This is a genomic window from Aliivibrio finisterrensis (assembly GCF_008933155.1).
GTDB lineage: Bacteria > Pseudomonadota > Gammaproteobacteria > Enterobacterales > Vibrionaceae > Aliivibrio > Aliivibrio finisterrensis.
In genome coordinates this window covers 92,858-110,220 of record NZ_WBVP01000003.1, presented here as the reverse complement: position 1 = coordinate 110,220, position 17,363 = coordinate 92,858, and the positions used below count along the sequence as shown (strand labels likewise).

The 17,363-nt window shown below is 39.4% G+C and carries 14 protein-coding genes; 7 read left to right on the top strand and 7 right to left on the bottom strand.

Annotation, left to right across the window (positions count from 1 at the left end):
* Positions 1 to 5 precede the first annotated feature (5 nt).
* Positions 6 to 2,540, bottom strand: a complete 2,535-nt coding sequence (nirB, locus tag F8B77_RS03730) for a nitrite reductase large subunit NirB (RefSeq protein WP_151653839.1) — start codon at positions 2,538 to 2,540, stop codon at positions 6 to 8.
* Positions 2,541 to 2,924: 384 nt separating this feature from the next.
* On the opposite strand from nirB, the gene F8B77_RS03725 reads away from it, so the two are divergent.
* Positions 2,925 to 5,402 (top strand): molybdopterin oxidoreductase family protein, encoded by a 2,478-nt coding sequence (locus F8B77_RS03725; protein WP_151653837.1) that lies wholly within the window; start codon positions 2,925 to 2,927, stop codon positions 5,400 to 5,402.
* 98 nt (positions 5,403 to 5,500) lie between these two features.
* Here F8B77_RS03725 and astB read toward each other — a convergent pair whose 3' ends face one another.
* Positions 5,501 to 6,835 carry an N-succinylarginine dihydrolase gene (astB, locus tag F8B77_RS03720; RefSeq protein WP_151653836.1) on the bottom strand — a complete coding sequence of 445 codons (1,335 nt, stop codon included), beginning with the start codon at positions 6,833 to 6,835 and terminating at the stop codon, positions 5,501 to 5,503.
* 334 nt (positions 6,836 to 7,169) lie between these two features.
* Here astB and F8B77_RS03715 point away from each other — a divergent pair, with 334 nt between their 5' ends.
* On the top strand, positions 7,170 to 8,372 hold the full coding sequence (locus tag F8B77_RS03715) for a putative manganese transporter (protein WP_151653834.1): 1,203 nt from the start codon (positions 7,170 to 7,172) through the stop codon (positions 8,370 to 8,372).
* A gap of 120 nt (positions 8,373 to 8,492) precedes the next feature.
* Here F8B77_RS03715 and yghU read toward each other — a convergent pair whose 3' ends face one another.
* On the bottom strand, positions 8,493 to 9,353 hold the full coding sequence (yghU, locus tag F8B77_RS03710; RefSeq protein ID WP_151653832.1) for a glutathione-dependent disulfide-bond oxidoreductase: 861 nt from the start codon (positions 9,351 to 9,353) through the stop codon (positions 8,493 to 8,495).
* Between the two features lie 44 nt (positions 9,354 to 9,397).
* Positions 9,398 to 10,018, bottom strand: a complete 621-nt coding sequence (locus F8B77_RS03705) for a DsbA family protein (RefSeq protein ID WP_151653830.1) — start codon at positions 10,016 to 10,018, stop codon at positions 9,398 to 9,400.
* 140 nt (positions 10,019 to 10,158) lie between these two features.
* Between F8B77_RS03705 and F8B77_RS03700 the strand changes: the two genes are divergently transcribed.
* Positions 10,159 to 11,010 carry an EamA family transporter gene (locus tag F8B77_RS03700; protein ID WP_151653828.1) on the top strand — a complete coding sequence of 284 codons (852 nt, stop codon included), beginning with the start codon at positions 10,159 to 10,161 and terminating at the stop codon, positions 11,008 to 11,010.
* On the opposite strand, the gene F8B77_RS03695 is transcribed toward F8B77_RS03700, so the two are convergent.
* Entirely contained in the window at positions 10,997 to 11,866 is an 870-nt protein-coding gene (locus F8B77_RS03695; RefSeq protein ID WP_151653826.1) for an AraC family transcriptional regulator, read from the bottom strand. The genes F8B77_RS03700 and F8B77_RS03695 overlap by 14 nt on opposite strands.
* A 113-nt stretch (positions 11,867 to 11,979) precedes the next feature.
* Here F8B77_RS03695 and F8B77_RS03690 point away from each other — a divergent pair, with 113 nt between their 5' ends.
* Both F8B77_RS03690 and F8B77_RS03685 read left to right on the top strand, forming a co-directional pair.
* Positions 11,980 to 13,134 carry an aminotransferase-like domain-containing protein gene (locus F8B77_RS03690; protein WP_151653824.1) on the top strand — a complete coding sequence of 385 codons (1,155 nt, stop codon included), beginning with the start codon at positions 11,980 to 11,982 and terminating at the stop codon, positions 13,132 to 13,134.
* A 56-nt stretch (positions 13,135 to 13,190) separates the two neighbouring features.
* A complete protein-coding gene (locus F8B77_RS03685) occupies positions 13,191 to 14,315 on the top strand; it encodes a M14 family metallopeptidase (RefSeq protein ID WP_151653822.1) in 1,125 nt (374 codons plus the stop codon).
* A 68-nt stretch (positions 14,316 to 14,383) separates the two neighbouring features.
* Here F8B77_RS03685 and F8B77_RS03680 read toward each other — a convergent pair whose 3' ends face one another.
* A complete protein-coding gene (locus F8B77_RS03680; protein WP_167512751.1) occupies positions 14,384 to 15,046 on the bottom strand; it encodes a hypothetical protein in 663 nt (220 codons plus the stop codon).
* Between the two features lie 75 nt (positions 15,047 to 15,121).
* Positions 15,122 to 15,427, bottom strand: a complete 306-nt coding sequence (locus tag F8B77_RS03675; RefSeq protein ID WP_244298199.1) for a hypothetical protein — start codon at positions 15,425 to 15,427, stop codon at positions 15,122 to 15,124.
* A gap of 299 nt (positions 15,428 to 15,726) precedes the next feature.
* Between F8B77_RS03675 and F8B77_RS03670 the strand changes: the two genes are divergently transcribed.
* Entirely contained in the window at positions 15,727 to 16,068 is a 342-nt protein-coding gene (locus F8B77_RS03670) for an ArsR/SmtB family transcription factor (RefSeq protein ID WP_425277982.1), read from the top strand.
* 181 nt (positions 16,069 to 16,249) lie between these two features.
* Positions 16,250 to 17,290, top strand: a complete 1,041-nt coding sequence (arsB, locus tag F8B77_RS03665) for an ACR3 family arsenite efflux transporter (RefSeq protein WP_151653816.1) — start codon at positions 16,250 to 16,252, stop codon at positions 17,288 to 17,290.
* The last annotated feature ends 73 nt before the right edge of the window (positions 17,291 to 17,363 follow it).

The window sequence follows — 17,363 nt, the reverse complement described above, 5'->3', positions numbered from 1 at the left end:
ATTCCTTATTCAACTAATGTAATTTCAATAGCAGAGCTGTCGCTTTTATCTTTGGGGCATTTTTGCTCGCGAACTTTTACAAACTTAACCCCTTCATCTACATCATTACTATTGATGTAGTGTTGGAATCGTTTCAGTTTCTCAGGATTTTCAATCGTGGTTTTCCATTCACATTGATAATTTCCAATGTTATGTGCCATTTCTTTCTCTAGCGTTTCAGCTAAATGGAGTGAATCGTCGATAATGACGGTTCTCAAATATTCCAATCCGCCCTCAAGGTTTTCAAGCCAGACAGAAGTGCGTTGCAGACGATCGGCGGTACGAATATAAAACATTAAGATCCGGTCGATATAAGCAATTAACGTATCTTCATCTAAATCAGTAACGAACAAGTCCCCATGACGTGGGCGCATTCCACCATTTCCACACACATATAAGTTCCAGCCTTTATCTGTCGCGATAACGCCAATGTCTTTTGACTGCGCTTCTGCACACTCGCGAGTACAACCAGAAACCGCAAATTTTATCTTATGAGGAGAGCGCAACCCTTTGTATCGGTTCTCTAATTTAATCGCTAAACCAACGCTGTCATTAACACCATAGCGACACCATGTACTACCAACACATGACTTAACGGTTCGCACTGATTTACCATAGGCATGGCCCGTCTCAAATCCGGCATCAATCAGTTTTTTCCAAATAACAGGCAGTTCACTAAGATGCGCACCAAACAGATCTACGCGTTGCCCACCCGTGATCTTGGTATATAAATCAAACTCTTTAGCTACCTCTCCCAATACGATCAATTTATCAGGAGTGATCTCTCCCCCAGCAATACGTGGAACAACCGAATAAGTGCCATCTTTTTGCATATTGCCAAGATAAATATCATTAGTGTCTTGCAACTCTGCGTGATGGTTTTCAAGAACGTATTCATTCCAATAAGAAGCCAAAATTGACCCAATCGCAGGTTTACATGTAATGCAGCCTAAACCAGAACCATGGCTGTTTAACACGTCATCAAAGGTGCTAATATTATTGATACGAATAATGTCCGCTAGTTCTTGTCGAGAATAAGAAAAGTGTTCACATAAATGGTTATTAACCTCGACACCTAGTTGACTTAACTCACTGTCTAATACTTGCTTTGCTAGGGCAGAACAACCACCACACCCAGTAGAGGCATTTGTGGTTTCTTTTAGCATCGACATACTGGTGCAGCCAACACTTACCGCTTGCTTTATATCGCCTTTGGTTACATCAAAACACGAACAAATTATCGCGGTATCAGGCAGGGCTTTAACGCCCATTGCTGATGAATTATCTTCTTTTACATTGGGTAATATTAACACTGAAGGTTGCTCTGGCAATGGCATGTTATTTTGCTTTAATTGCAGTAGCGTGCCATAGGCATCAGCATCGCCAACAAGTACTGCCCCCACAATTTTCTTACCATCTTTTGAAATAATAAGTCGTTTATACACTTGCTCTATTTCATCATGATAAGTATAAGATTGCGCGCCCTCTGTTTTACCATGAACCTCTCCAATACTGGCGACATCTACGCCTAATAGCTTTAACTTGGTACTCATATCCGCACCAGAAAACTCTGCACTTTCGCCTAAAATATGACTGGCTGCTACTTTAGCCATTTGATAACCAGGGGCTACTAGGCCAAAGATCTGCTGTTGCCATAACGCACATTCACCAATAGCGTATACGTTATCAATCGAGGTTTGGCACTGATCATTAACCGCAATCCCACCTCGCTCTCCCAGTTGAATTTCAGTCCCTTTTGCTAATGTATCTTGTGGTCGAATACCCGCCGAAAAAACGATCATATCGGTTTCTAAATGAGAGCCATCCGCAAAGTTCATTCGATAGCGAGATGTCTCCCCTGCAATAATTTCTGTGGTCGCTTTTTCGGTATGAACTGACACCCCTAAGTCTTCAATTTTACGACGTAATAAAGCGCCTCCGCCTTCATCGAGCTGTACTGCCATTAATCGAGGCGCAAACTCAACAACATGAGTATTCAAACCAAGGTTTTGTACCGCATTAGCCGCCTCTAACCCTAATAATCCACCACCAATAACCACCCCTGTTTTACTTTTTTTACTTGAAGATTTAATGGCCTCTAAATCTTCCAATGTTCGATACACATGGCAATGCTCTTGATCATTACCAGGGATCGGCGGAACAAAAGGATAAGACCCAGTAGCAAGTATCAATTTATCGTAGCTTTCAATTCGACCTTTATCGGTCAATATTTGATTTTTAGCGCAATCAAGATGGATCACCTTTTCATTAATAACGAATTTAACCCCATTTTGTTGATAATAATCATCCGTTGTCAGTGCTAAATCATCGGCTGTTTTACCTGTTAAATAAGACGTTAATTGCACCCGGTCATACGCCAATCTCGGCTCTTCTGAAAAGGTGATAATTTCCATTTCTTTTTGTGATGAGGTCAAGAGGGTTTCGATAAATTTATGCCCTACCATGCCATTACCAACCACAACAATCCTTTGCTTACTCATATGGCTATCCTTTTTTAAAAATGTATAAACACATTGAGCAAAGAGAGTGCCACCCTCAATAAAATAAGGCAAATAATCTTAAATTATCAATTAAATTCAAAAAGTTAAAATAAAAAACATCAAGTAGGATGAGATAAATCAAAACATAAATACGTTTAAAATAACTAAAAATGCTCACTTGTAGTGCATTTTTATCTAAAACAGTGCAATTATTAAATTAAAGTTAACACTCTAGGATAAGTGGTAATCTAAAACGTCATCACGAAAACAATAAACCACTGAATAATAACAATAATATTTAAATTCCCACTCATTTTAAAATAGAAAAATAATGGCTCAAACTTTGCTCTATCTTTATTAATAGCATTTTAATAAGGAATAAAGATGAGTGATGATAAATGGATAAAAACCACCTGTGCCTATTGTGGTGTTGGCTGTGGCGTCGAAGCCATTCCTAATTCTGACGGGTCATTAACCATCAGAGGAGATAAAGAGCACCCTTCCAATTATGGTCGTTTATGCACAAAAGGAGCCGCATTAGGTGAGACAGTAAAGAGTGATAATCGCCTACTTCATCCTATGTTAAGAGCTAAAAAAGATCATACTCTATCGGCGAGTCATTGGCCTGAAGTGACTCAACACATTGCAGAGAAATTTCAGCGAACCATACAAAAATACGGTCCTGATTCTGTCGCCTTTTATGTTTCAGGACAGCTGTTAACTGAGGATTATTATGTCGCAAATAAGCTAATGAAGGGGTTTATCGGCAGTGCTAATATCGACAGTAACTCACGACTTTGTATGGCTTCTAGCGTGGTTGGACATAAACGTGCATTTGGCAGTGATACGGTTCCCATCTGTTATGACGATCTTGAGCACACCGAGTTAGTTGTTATTACCGGCTCAAACTTGGCTTGGTGTCATCCTGTTTTATTTCAACGCTTACGAGCAGCAAAACAAAATAATCCTGATCTAAAAATTGTCGTTATTGACCCTCGTAAAACAGAAACCTGTGATATTGCTGATCTCCACCTTCCTATTCAATCAGGCTCAGATGTGGCTTTATTCAATGGCTTACTTAGCTACCTGGCTAAGCATAATAAACTTAATCATGATTATATAAGAAAATACACTAACGGCTTCGATAATGCGATTAACAGCATCGAAAGTGATGACATCACAGAAGAAATAACCAATATTGACCATTGCCAAATAGAGCAATTTTATCAATGGTTTTCCCAATATAACAAAGTAATGACCATCTACTCTCAAGGTGTAAACCAATCATCACAGGGATCAGATAAAGTAAATAGTATTCTTAATTGTCATTTAGCTACGGGGAAAATCGGTTATCAAGGCAGTGGTCCTTTCTCTATTACCGGTCAACCAAACGCAATGGGAGGCCGTGAAGTCGGTGGATTAGCCAACACCCTTGCTGCCCATATGGAGTTTGATGATCCAACACACCATCAATTGATCTCTGACTTTTGGCAAACTGACTCTCTTGCAACAAAAGAAGGGATAAAAGCGATTGATCTGTTTGATGCAATGGATAACGGAAAGATAAAAGCACTTTGGATCATGGCCACTAACCCTGTGGTGAGCTTACCTGATACTCAAAAAGTCATCTCCGCTTTAAGCAAATGTCCTTTTGTTGTGGTTTCTGATTGCATCAATAATACCGATACCATGGAATTTGCCGATGTTGTGCTTCCTGCTCAAGGCTGGAGTGAAAAATCAGGCACGGTGACGAATTCAGAACGAAGGATCTCACGTCAACGCCGTATCTTACCCAGCCCTGAACAAGCCAAACCTGATTGGTGGATAATCTCTCAAGTTGCACAACAAATGGGCTTTAAAAAGCAATTTAATTATCGACATGAGGGTGATGTATTTAAAGAATACGCACAGATGACCACATTAGGACAGAAAGATAACCCGAGAGATCTTAATTTAATTGGCTTAACAACGCTAGATGACCAAGGCTACAGTGAATTATCGCCTCAGCAATGGCCCGTATTAGAGTTACAAACTAAAATTGAGCATCAGCGTTTATTTTCTGATGGGCAATTTTATACTGCAGATAAAAAAGCACGTTTCATTGCAGTCAACTATCTGCCTCCTCAACAAGACACAACCGCTACTTTTCCTTTGCTACTAAATACGGGAAGAACACGAGATCACTGGCACACCATGAGCCGAACGGGATTATCAGAAACATTAGCCTCTCACTCTCCTGAGCCTTTTGTGCAAATTCATCCTAATACAGCAAAGGCATATCAACTCGAAAACGACCATATAGCGACGATTTACAATGTAAACAGTGAAATTCAAGCACGAGTAAAAATCACCGACGACATTGCGGAGTCCTCCCTATTTATGCCAATTCATTGGAACAGTTCAACGGCTAAAAACAGCAAGCCTTGCCTATTAATTCACTCATACGCAGATGAGATATCAGGCCAACCGGAATTCAAACACACACCTGTTAATATCAAAGCATGGCAACACAAGAGCGAAGCCTTGTTTATCACTAAAACTAAAATAAACACCGGAAACTTTGATTATTGGGTGATAGAGAAAATACCAAATGGCTATTTATATCGCCTTGCTAGCACACTGAACACAATAGAATTAATAATCCTATTAAGTAATTCGTTAGACAATAAAAACAATAAGATTAATAAAAAACTAATACTAGAGCCAAAAGGAGAATATCGTCAAATCGTGCTGACTAATGATCACTTACAGGCTGCATTTATTGTAAGTCATAAAATAGAAAGCAACCAGAAGGAGTGGTTATTGGCACTCAACCAACACAAAGATTATGAAGCGTTAGAATCTCACTTTTTTACTCTATAAACTAAATCGAAGAATAAAAAATGGCTCTATAATCAAATTTAAACTTAGCATACGACTTAATTCGCTTAAGCATTATCTGATATAAAGCCATTTATCAGCTATCTTTGGAAAGGATACACAGAACCAAGCTGCATGATTTGTGTTAACTCATCCAACGCTGCTCGTGATTCTAATAATAACTGTGGATCCGCAAGATCTTTGTCTTCAATACGATCACGGTAGTGCTTATCAGCCCACAGATTTAACGTTGTAAACAGCTGCTCGTTCATCAAGGTATGTTGATTGACGGCTTTTTGCTCTGCTTCATTTAATACAACACGTAGACGTAAACACGCTGGCCCACCGCCATTTTGCATACTCTGTTTTAAATCAAAGGTATGCAACTCATCAATGCCGCGTTTTTGTTCTACTAGCTCATTTAGATACGCCCATACTCTTGGGTTCTCACGACAATTTTGTGGAAGAATGATCAAGGTAGTCCCATCCGGTTTAGTGATTAACTGACTGTTAAACAGGTAAGTTTCGACCGCATCTTGCACCGACACTTTATCTGTTGGCACCTCAATAACATTAAAGCCAGAACCATAAGAAGCACTTAGATCTAACTTCACTTTTTCTTGATTCAAAAATGCTTGTTGATGGCAAAATAAGGTATTTTTATTACCAACAGCAATAACATCGTTATGGAATACCCCTTGGTCAATAACATCAGGGTTCTGTTGTGCAAACACTGTAAATTGCTCGCGTAAACCATGCGTTCGTGCAATCGCTTCACTGGCTTCTAACGTCTGGCGTGCTGGGTATTTTTTCGGAGCAAGGTAGCTTTCATCAAACGCACTTTTACCAAAAACAAAGAACTCAACGCCTTGTTCGCCATATTCATTACAAAAACGAGTGTGGTTTGCTGCACCTTCATCACCAAAGTAATCACTGTGAGGCAACGCTTCATGGTGAGCAAAGTGTTTTTCATCTGCAAATGTTGCTTTTAAAATATTGCCAGTGACTTCATCTTCAATTGAACGATGAAACTTATTAATTAAGTTAGCAGGAGTAAAATGGACTTTGCCATCAGAGGTATCGGCACTTGGAGAAACCGTACCGGCGTTTGCTGTCCACATACTTGACGCTGAGCTACATGCAGCAAGCAATTGAGGTGAATATTGATGAGATTTCTGTAGCACCTCAGCGTCTGAACCGGAAAAACCTAAACGGCGTAGAGTATGAATATCTGGACGCTCTTGTGGTGCTAATACTCCTTGAACAAAGCCCATATCATGCAGAGCTTTCATCTTTTCTAGGCCTTGCTTTACGGCTTGTTTTGGGTTCGATGCACCAGATTTATTATTTTTAGAGGCAATATTCCCTACCGATAAACCACTGTAGTTATGCGTTGGCCCAACAAGGCCATCAAAATTCGCTTCAACTGCTTTCATATATTCCCTCATGACTGTATCACTTTTATCTGTATAAAAGTTATTGCTTAGTAAGCTCTCTGGCCCACTCTAGTAGCCGATACTATCAAATTTCTTGATTTCGTCAGCATTTGATCTCACCAAACAAGCGCACAATCACAACTTTTATTTAACATTTTACAGCTTTTAATTAACTATTCTCTGTTATCAAATAACTATGCAGACTTTTATGCTAATCAATCTATATCCATAAAATTAATTTATCCATCGGTAAAAACTATTGAAATGATAGTTGATAATAATTCTCATTTACATATACTGATAACCATTCGCATTTACTGATGGCTTTATTATTATGATAACTACTCATTCATTTTCACAATCACTCTCGCTTTCGCAGTTTTCACTGCAACACAAGCGCCTATTATTGCCTATCACTTTATTGGCCTTAGTCGGGGCAGAAACGACAAGAGAAATTACCGTCACAACGTTATCTGATGCCTTTTGGGCGGTATCTACCTACGTAGCTTTCACATTGGTTATTTATCATTACCTATCGAATATAATGGGTAAAACCAACCGTATTACTGCGCTTTATAATAAATCTCGTACCAATCAAGTGGTCTTCTCTTCATTACTTGGTGCCTTACCGGGTTGTGGCGGTGCGATAGTGGTGACCACTCAATACATCAGCGGTAAAGTAGGTTTTGGCTCAGTCGTCGCAGTATTAACCGCTACCATGGGTGATGCCGCTTTCTTATTAATTGCAGCACAACCTAAAGTAGGATTTGGCGTAATGGCTCTAGGTGTTGTGGTTGGTGCCATCTCAGGTATGGTTGTCAATGCATTACATAAAGACGATTTTTTACGTCCTGAAACTCAAGATAAACAACAAGATCAGACAGTTGAAAATTCAGAGAAAAACACGTCATGCTTACAAGTAAAGGCGATCAACTTACAGGGTGTATTTTGGAAATGGGTATTAATTCCTGCAACAATGATTGCCCTACTCGGTTCGTTCCAAGTAGATATCAATCAACTGTTTCATTTACCACAGCACACGATTGAATGGATTGGCGCAATATTAGCGATTGGTAGCATGATGTTATGGTCGTTAACCAAAGAGATCAGTGATTATCAATCAACGGTTTCAGAAGATAATAAGTGTGTAAGTTCTCATCCAATGCAAAAGGCGGCACAAGACACCAATTTTGTCTCTGCTTGGGTAATTGTCGCTTTCTTAATTTTTGAGCTATCAACCTACTTCTCTGGCATCGATTTACACACGGTATTTTTAGGTTATGGAATGTGGATGCCACTGATTGGCTTAGCAATTGGTTTACTTCCGGGTTGTGGTCCTCAGATTTTAGTGACTAGTCTGTATTTATCCGGGGCGATGCCAATGTCATCACAGCTTTCAAATGCAATTTCAAATGATGGTGACGCACTATTTCCAGCAATTGCATTAGCACCAAAAGCGGCAATGCTAGCGACCTTCTACTCAGCCGTTCCAGCCTTTGTAGTTGGCTATGGTTATTACTTCTTGTTTGAGATGTAACTTGTTGCTAGATCGTAACAATAACCAAACCAAAATAAGTTCATGATCAGATAAATGCGAATAAAAAAGGCGACAGTATTATGCTGTCGCCTTTGTTTGATCTGCATTACGTAACAGTGATTATTTTGGTTTCTTGCTTAATGCCATATCAATATCCGCGGCGCTATGACGCTCTGGTACTTGCTCCCACTCTTCGCCCCACCCACGATTGACAATTTTACCGCGCTGCACTGCTTCTCTGGCTTCAAGCATTTTTGCCCAGCGCACTACGTTGGTGTAAGAGTCTACTTGCAAAAACTCCGCAGCATCATACAAATTACCTAACACCAAGTTGCCATACCACGGCCAAATCGCCATATCAGCAATACTGTATTCTTCACCGGCAACATAAGTATTTTTAGCAAGTTGCTTATCAAGTACGTCTAATTGGCGTTTTGCTTCCATAGAAAAGCGGTTAATTGGGTATTCTTGTTTTTCATCAGCATACGCATAAAAGTGACCAAAACCACCACCTAAAAATGGAGCTGAGCCTTGCGCCCAAAATAGCCAATTAAACGTTTCAACTCTCGCACTGCCTTCTTTTGGTAAAAACTGACCAAATTTCTCAGCCAAATGAACCAAAATAGAAGCCGATTCAAAAACATGAACTTCAGGATCAACAGAGTGATCAACCAAGGCGGGAATTTTTGAATTTGGATTCACATCCACAAAGCCTGATGAGAATTGATCGCTCTCACCAATATTGATTAAGTAGGCATCGTATTCAGCCTCTTTAATGCCTAGCGCCAATAACTCTTCTAACAGAATCGTTACCTTCTGACCATTGGGCGTCGCAAGTGAATACAGTTGCAAAGCGTGCTCGCCAATCGGAAGCTCTCTCTCATACCTTGCACCAGATTCAGGACTGTTAATGTTCGCCCATTTATTACCGCCATCAGTGTCATTAACCCAAATTTTTGGTGGTGTGTACTCAACTGTCATTGATAGATCCTTATCCATTCGGAGTAAAGTGCATTGATTACTTATTAATATAGACGACTTTTTAACAGTGCAACGGTCCCTTCTGATTTTTCGTAATCAATTGGGAACTCAACCAACTCACCCTCTGTTTTAAAAAATAAAGAGGGGAAACCACTTCGACCAATTGATCGAGAAAAAGTGATTTCATCTAACAATGCTTGGTGCGTCTCTGGAGATAATAAATCCAACTCAAATTTCACCATATCTAAACCAATGTCTCTCGCACAGCCGAGCAATACGTCATTGTCACTCGGGTTCATCGCTTTTAAATAATAAGCGGTTTGAATTGCCTCAAGCATTGCTAATTCAGCACCTTGAGCTCGTGCAGCAAGAATGGCACGGCAAGAAGGATATGTTGAGCGACGAGGGGTATTCTTCTCCCAAAAGTCGTGATTAAAAGAAGTACCTAAGTAGTTTTCTATTTTTTGCCAATATGATGCGATTTGGGTCTGCATCTCTTGCGGCATAGGCTCTTCTGAGTCAGGAGCTAACCCACCAAGAACATAGACAATATCGACGTCGCTAGAAACGGCTTGTTTAACCTTATTCCATACTGGTTTATAACCCCAACACCATGAGCACATTGGGTCGTAAACGTAATAAAGTATCGCTTTTGCCTCTGACATAATTTAATTCCTTTTAAATAATTCCTTTCATCATATGGGATGCATTACTTAATAGCAAAACATCAAAGAAGGGCATAGAATCGACACCATTCAAATAGCGCACTACTGTCGTGTTAATGTAGATTATTAAAAGGTTCGTTATGTATACATTTTTTGGGGCTTTGGCTTTTATTATATGGGGATTAGTTCCTGTTTACTTCCATCAACTGGAAGGCTTCAGCCCTGCATTAATTTTATCTAATCGTATCTTTTGGTCGGCGGTGATTCTAATTGCTGTTTTTTGCTTTAAGCCCAACTTAATAGACAAAAAGCAATGTACGGCTAGAAATATTTCTATTGCGTTTATGGCAGGGATCATGATGAATTTATCGTGGTTAGGATTTGTATACGCAACCATCACCAATAACATAATGGCAGCGTCATTAGCCTTTTATATTACCCCCGTATTTGTATTCTTTATGGGCTTTGTCTTTTTTAAAGAAGAGCTAAAATCACCACAAAAACTTGCCCTATTTCTGATGGTATTAGCCATTGTGAGTTATGTGTATTTAGACCAACAATTGCCTGTGTTAAGTTTGGCTATTTCACTCTCATTTGCGAGCTATATTGCCATTAAAAAACTGATTAAATTAAATACCTTTGGTGCTATTTTCTTTGAGCATATTCTCTTTGCTCCTATTGCCTTGTGGTACATCATCACTCACTCTGATGGCCTTTCTGCACTTAACTGGACAACCTTAATGGGAGCTGCACCATTGCAACTTATCCCTATTTTATTATTGAGTATTTCCATTCTCAAAACACCATTAAGCAAGATAAGCTTACTCCAATATATTGAGCCAACGTTGCATCTTGCTTTAGCTATATGGGTTTATCATGAGCCTATTTCTAGCGGCCAAAAGTGCGCATTGATATTGGTCATTATCTCTATCATGGTTGCTAACATCAAAATGAAGAAACCAAATAAACCGAACCTTGCTAATAAAAGCTAATTGGCAGATAAAAATCCAACTCAAATTCTTCAAATTCATTTAAAAAATGGTTTTTGTGGTAACGCACATACGCCGGTGTCGATCTTAATTTAAAGCCTGATGCTGGCAACCATTTCTCTAATACCGTACTAATTTGTGGCAGTAATTGTCCATAAACACCATGAAGTCGAAACACCGCATGTAATCCACCTGGAATCACCATTTGGTTTACCACACCACGGTATTTCAATGGTTTATCAATCGCAATACACGCTACATAACGGCACTTATTAAGCTCAACCCATGCAGGATTTGAATGGTGTAAGCCAAATTGAGTAGAGAAATCTCGATTCTCGGTATTTGCCCACGCTTTTAATACCAACCACGCATTACGAATAGAGCGGTTATAGCCATCGTGTCTCACATAAGCCGCCAGCAGTTCTGAAACCTCTGTAATTTTTGGTTGAGGTAACACTCTATCAGCCACGCTTAAATATCCTGCCGCAACTTCAGGATCTTTCAAATATGGTTTATCCGATACTTGTAAATCGTGCTTTCGCCATTCACCCGGAGACATATCAAAGGTTGATTTAAATGCACGGCTAAAAGAAGAGAGCGAACTAAAGCCACAAGTATTGGCAATATCTAAAACGGTCGACTTAGTATCAAACATCAGTTGATTCGCAGCATACTCCATACGAGTTCGACGAATATACTGATGAATAGACTCTCCCACCACTTGTTTAAAAAGACGATGAAAATGCTGCTCTGAATACGCCGCCACCTCAGAAAGCTCTTTTGCCGTCAGCTCTTTGCTGATGTCTTTATGTATATAAAACAGAACATCATTGATTCTTGATATGTGTTGTTGGTTCATAAATTAAAAATAGCATAAATGGACATATTTATAAGCATAAACGGACAAACATAGTTGTGCAACGCCTTGTACTATCAAAGGATAAAATAAATAAGATAATGATGGGAACACATATGGAAATAGCTCACTCACTGCAACAGATCCAATCTTCTTATATCAGAGAGATCTTAGCGGCAGCAACGGACAAGAATGTTATCTCTCTCGCAGGTGGATTACCTGATGAGAAAACGTTCCCAATTGATTTAATGAAGCCAACACTAGAAAGCCTGTCTGATATGCCAGAAGTCTTTCAATACGGTGCGACGGCAGGTTACGGCCCTCTGTTAGAACTACTGACAGAAATGTACCAATTACCAGAAACCCACATGCCAATGATCTGTACCGGCTCTCAACAAGGGTTAGATCTTATCGCTCGTGCTTATGTCAACCCAAATGATACCGTGGTTATGGAAGCACCGAGCTACCTTGGTGCTATGCAAGTATTTGGTTTGGTTCAAGCCAATATTGCAACCGTATCTCAAACAGATTTTGGTCCTAATCTTGAAGAACTAGAGCAATGCTTTATTCAAGATTCACCAAAAATGTTCTATGCCGTGCCTGATTTCCACAACCCAACGGGTGTATGTTGGTCATTAGAAACACGTAAAAAAGTGGCTGAACTGTGTATCAAATACAAAGTCGCTTTCATTGAAGATGCGCCATATCGTGAACTACGCTTTACCGGCGAAGCGCTGCCAATGGTTTCCACTTTTTGTCCTGACGATTCTATTGTACTGCGTTCATTCTCAAAAATTGCCTCTCCGGGTTTACGTATCGGTGCAGTAACGGGCAAGAAAAGCTATTTAGAACCTCTGATTAAAGTAAAACAAGGTGCTGATTTACACTCAAGTGTACCAATGCAAGCCCTGCTGGTTGGCCTATTAAAACACGCTGATTTTGGTCTGCACATGGAACAAATTCAAGCGCTGTACAAAACACGTTATGACGTTTTATTCGCAGAACTGAAAAAACAATTACCTGAAACTTGTGTGCTAAACCCTGTTGATGGCGGCATGTTCATTTGGTTATCTCTACCGGATTGCGACACTTTTGCTCTGGCTAAAACGTTAATTGCTAACGGTGTTGCTGTAGTACCAAGCCCTGTATTTTACCCAAAACCAGAAGGCGCCCCCTCTGCACTGCGTTTAAACTTTACTAATGCAAACCCAGAAGAGTTAGTTGAAGCTGTTGGTCGTCTAACGAAAGTATTGAATGAAGCGTTAAGCTAATTCTGTAAAGCGATAACGATAATCATCATAAAATTTATAATTTAAGTGGTATATAAATGAAAATATTCAGTAATTTTGAAAGTGGTAACATCCATGTCGTTGCAGCAAATACGCCTGATGATATTCAGTTAACTATTCCTGCTGATAACCAAACTGAGATCTCTCAATGGTTTCACTTTCGTTTAGAAAGCCAACCTCAACAGCAGCATTCATTTAAAATTTTAGGGTTAGCTAAATCTGCTTATCCTGAAGGTTGGCAAGATTACGATGTGGTTGCTTCTTATGACCGTGAAGAGTGGTTCCGTATTCCTGCTGTATTTGATGGCGATACACTTAGCTTTAATGTAATGCCAGAGTACCGTTCAATGTATTTCGCGTACTTTGCACCTTACTCGTACGACCGTCACCAAGACCTACTTCACGGCGCACAAACGCATCACAGCTGCCAGCTAGAAACGCTTGGTGTGACATTAGATAATAATGACATCAGTATTCTAACGATTGGGGAGCCTGCTGAAGGTAAGAAAAACATCTGGATCACTGGTCGTCAACACCCAGGAGAGACAATGGCGGAGTGGTTCATTGAAGGCTTATTATCACGCTTATTAGATGAAACCGACACGGTTGGTCGTGCCCTACTTGATACAGCTGTTTTCCATATTGTCCCTAACATGAACCCTGATGGCAGTATCCGTGGTCATTTACGAACCAATGCGATTGGCGTGAACTTAAACCGTGAATGGCAAACACCATCAATGGAAAGATCACCAGAGGTATTCTTAGTTCGTGAGCGTATGCTAGCAACGGGCGTTGATATGTTCTTAGACATTCACGGCGATGAGGCTATCCCATACAACTTCGTTGCCGGTGGTGAAGGTATTCCTTCTTACAATGAGCGTATTGCTGCTTTAGAGAATACCTTTAAACAAGCTCTATTGACTATCACACCTGAGTTCCAAGACGAGATTGGTTACGATAAAGACGAGCCAGGTACGGCAAACTTAACCGTTGGTTCTAACTGGGTTGGTGAGCAATTCAAATGTCTGTCTTATACTGTTGAAATGCCGTTCAAAGATCACATTAGCCACGCTGATGAGCTGTATGGTTGGTCTCCAGAGCGAAGCATCGCCTTTGGTCAAGACACGCTATCTGCTATTTGGGCTACCGTTGGTAAGTTGTAGTCTCTTTTAATAAAAACTAAAAACGCCGTAGGTAATACTCTACGGCGTTTTTATTTAAAGTAATATTACTATTGCTGAACTTTAGATTGAATCTCTGTTCCCGCTTCTTTCAATAAATTAAACGGCGACAATATTACCCCTTTCACAGCACCTTGAGTCGCTTGCTGAGAAAGATCTTCTGTCTTATCTATAATTTGATCAGCTTTTGCCATGATTGGTGGGATTTCTTTACGCAATCTCTCTGACTCTTTAATCACAGCAGGAATTGTCGTTACTCGGTACCCTTTACTTTCGACAAAGGCTTTAGGGAAAACCTGTTCGCGATAATTCTTCAGCTCAACCAGCGTATTAGGCACAGTATCTGTATTAACGGCATTCATTACCGTGATCACTTCAGGTAATGATTCTGTACGAATGGACTTAACTTCATCAAGAATAAGTGGAATTTTATTATCAACAGAAGCAACGGTTTGATTTATGTCCTTTGCCGTATCTTTCACTTCACTGACTAAGGCTAATATTTGAGGGGTAAGATCTTCAATGTGCTGAGCCAATAATAGCCATTGATCAATTTCCAATTTATCAGCCGTTTTATTTACCTCAGCCATTAATTCAGGGTACCTATCAACAACGGTATTCACTGAGTTAGTAAACGCGTAAATGGTGTACCCCAAATAAAAAATTGAGATAGCTAATAACGCCTGTATTGCTATTCCTAATCGAGATAACATAATCATACCTATTATTGTATTTTATTAAAAATAACCTAAGTTTAGATAAGAATACACAATAACGAAAATAGATTATCAAACCAATGCTAATAATACTCCACCCACAGTTAATGCTGCAGATAAGTATTGCCCTGCGGAATAAGAGGAGTCATTTTCTTCTTCGATTTTATCTGGATGATCCATCCCTAAAGCACCATGAGCAAAAGACTCAACGTCGTCCCCCATGCCTTTGTTTAAATCATGGTTTAGTTGGCTTTCCTTTTCTATATTTTGAAGAGCATACAATAAGGCCTTTCCTTCACTTGATAAGCTGACTTGGTTATCACTTACCGATATCGTATTTCCCATTGAAGATACTTTCACACTTGGGGTAGCAGCCATGACAGTAGATGGCACAGCTTTATTGTATGTCATTGCATTTTGATATGAAGAAACGCCACTTATCATTATCCTGTCCTTTGATTAATAATTAATCGTCTATATATTATATCGGTCATAAGGTAGAAAACTTGTGAATATTTATCGCTCATTGATTTTATTTTTTGATGCACGTCACTCTTTTTTACTGCCTTTACTTATTTTCCATAAGTGGAATTCATGTCTTGATCTCTTTCTTCACTCCGCCTATATTTAATCGCAATTTGACGATTGATATTCGTAGCAGTAAAAAAGGTAAGATAATAACGATGACTTGTAACGTAAATGATGTTCGTACTTTTCGCTCTACAGAGCAAGATCTTCAGCAAGAGAAGGAGTTTGCACTATTAGCAAAAGCCCTTTCACATCCTGCACGTGTGCGAATTTTACATATTTTATCTGCTTTAGAAAAAGCAGGGGGCTGCCTAAACAGCGATTTAGTATCAGAATTAGGCTTGGCACAATCAACGGTTTCTGAGCATTTACGTATTTTAAAACTGGCAGGGTTTATTACTGCTGAGTCGATACCACCAAAAATGTGCTATCGCATAAATCGAGTGTGCATTCGGCAATTCAAAAACCTGACACAACGTATTTTAGATTAATATCAAAGCGATTATTAACAACACACTGTCACGAATGCTTAATGACCTAACCGTTAAATAAACTGGTCACTTTACACTTTGTAATAAAGGAGCTTCGTGATGATTTTTAGCTACAATAATCGAATTTCGACGATGTACGATTGAATTCTTTGTAATTTACAACATTAATTAAGGCGAGACTATGCAACCTAAACTGGGCTTTCTAGATAGATATTTAACGCTATGGATTTTTATCGCCATGGCTATTGGTGTATTACTTGGGGTTCAGTTCCCTCAAGTTGCACAATGGAATGAATCTATGTCGGTTGGAACAACCAATATTCCTTTAGCTATTGGTCTGATCTTAATGATGTATCCACCATTAGCAAAAGTGAATTACAACTTGCTTGGTACGGTAGTAAAAGACAAACAAGCCATTACCCTTTCTCTAATTATGAACTGGATGGTCGGCCCAATTCTGATGTTTATTCTTGCCTTGACCTTTTTAGGTGATCACCCAGGTTACATGGTTGGAATTATCTTAATCGGTTTGGCCCGTTGTATTGCCATGGTATTAGTTTGGAATGATATTGGCGGAGGAAATAAAGAATATGGAGCAGCTTTAGTTGCGATTAACTCTGCGTTTCAAATCATAACTTACAGTTTTATGGCATGGTTATTCATTAGTGTACTGCCACCAGTATTTGGCTACGAAAGTATGGTGGTTGATATCTCTATGATGGACATTGCTGAAAGTGTTCTGATTTATCTTGGTATTCCATTTTTAGCTGGATTTTTAAGCCGTAAAATCTTGGTTTCTATAAAAGGCGAAGAGTGGTACAACACGGTTTTCATCCCTAAGATCTCACCAATCACCTTGATTGCGCTGCTAGGTACGATTGTACTTATGTTTAGCTTAAAAGGAGAGATGATTCTTGAGCTTCCAATGGACGTAGTTCGCATTGCTATTCCACTGATTATCTATTTTATCTTAATGTTCTTCACTAGTTTCTTTATCGGTAAGAAAATGGGCATACCTTATGATAAGAACGCCTCTATCGCTTTTACAGCAACGGGAAATAACTTTGAGCTAGCGATTGCGGTTTCTATTGCGGTATTTGGTTTGAACTCTGACCAAGCTTTTGCCGGTGTTATTGGGCCTCTTATCGAAGTACCAGTGTTAATCGCTTTAGTTAATGTGGTTTTGAGAATGAAAGATAAACCAGAAGAGAAAACGGCTTAGTTCTGAGTTAACTAATAACCTTAAAATGGGTCGTTGATATTCTCTACCAACGCCCTATTTTTATATACCAACT

Bases quoted from the DNA above. Each gene is read 5' to 3' on its own strand.
- nirB (WP_151653839.1), bottom strand. From the start codon at position 2,540: ATGAGTAAGCAAAGGATTGTTGTGGTTGGTAATGGCATGGTAGGGCAT.
- F8B77_RS03725 (WP_151653837.1), top strand. From the start codon at position 2,925: ATGAGTGATGATAAATGGATAAAAACCACCTGTGCCTATTGTGGTGTT.
- astB (WP_151653836.1), bottom strand. From the start codon at position 6,835: ATGAAAGCAGTTGAAGCGAATTTTGATGGCCTTGTTGGGCCAACGCAT.
- F8B77_RS03715 (WP_151653834.1), top strand. From the start codon at position 7,170: ATGATAACTACTCATTCATTTTCACAATCACTCTCGCTTTCGCAGTTT.
- yghU (WP_151653832.1), bottom strand. From the start codon at position 9,353: ATGACAGTTGAGTACACACCACCAAAAATTTGGGTTAATGACACTGAT.
- F8B77_RS03705 (WP_151653830.1), bottom strand. From the start codon at position 10,018: ATGTCAGAGGCAAAAGCGATACTTTATTACGTTTACGACCCAATGTGC.
- F8B77_RS03700 (WP_151653828.1), top strand. From the start codon at position 10,159: ATGTATACATTTTTTGGGGCTTTGGCTTTTATTATATGGGGATTAGTT.
- F8B77_RS03695 (WP_151653826.1), bottom strand. From the start codon at position 11,866: ATGAACCAACAACACATATCAAGAATCAATGATGTTCTGTTTTATATA.
- F8B77_RS03690 (WP_151653824.1), top strand. From the start codon at position 11,980: ATGGAAATAGCTCACTCACTGCAACAGATCCAATCTTCTTATATCAGA.
- F8B77_RS03685 (WP_151653822.1), top strand. From the start codon at position 13,191: ATGAAAATATTCAGTAATTTTGAAAGTGGTAACATCCATGTCGTTGCA.
- F8B77_RS03680 (WP_167512751.1), bottom strand. From the start codon at position 15,046: ATGTTATCTCGATTAGGAATAGCAATACAGGCGTTATTAGCTATCTCA.
- F8B77_RS03675 (WP_244298199.1), bottom strand. From the start codon at position 15,427: ATGGCTGCTACCCCAAGTGTGAAAGTATCTTCAATGGGAAATACGATA.
- arsB (WP_151653816.1), top strand. From the start codon at position 16,250: ATGCAACCTAAACTGGGCTTTCTAGATAGATATTTAACGCTATGGATT.